The organism is Pseudomonas sp. JV245A (assembly GCF_032424515.1).
Lineage (GTDB): Bacteria > Pseudomonadota > Gammaproteobacteria > Pseudomonadales > Pseudomonadaceae > Aquipseudomonas > Aquipseudomonas protegens.
Map to the genome: position 1 here is coordinate 1 of NZ_VYKE01000608.1, position 318 is coordinate 318.

Annotated in this window: 1 protein-coding gene; it reads left to right on the plus strand. The window is 70.4% G+C overall.

All coding sequences use genetic code 11. The features are described from left to right. A partial coding sequence (locus F6S12_RS33260) for a helix-turn-helix domain-containing protein (protein ID WP_315870054.1) occupies positions 1-144 on the plus strand: 144 nt, incomplete at its 5' end. Positions 145-318: the final 174 nt, after the last annotated feature.

Here is a 318-nt window from a genome sequence, read left to right on the forward strand (position 1 = left end):
GAGCGCCAGGCCCTGCTGGACGCCCTGGTGCGCCACCGCTGGAAACCCGTGGCGGCGGCCAAGGCCCTGGGCATTTCCCGCGCCACCCTGTACCGCCGCGTGCAGCAGCACGGCATCCAGATGCCCGGCCGCAGCCCGGCCTAATCCACACCGACCGTAGGCGCCGGCTTGCCGGCGAACAGGCCCTCGGATGGGGCGGTGATCTTGCGGGCGCCTTCGCTGGCAAGCCAGCTCCTACAAGGGACTGCGTGATGGGACGAAATCCGTAGGAGCCGGCTTGCCGGCGAACAGGCCCTTGGATCGGGCGGTGATCTTGCG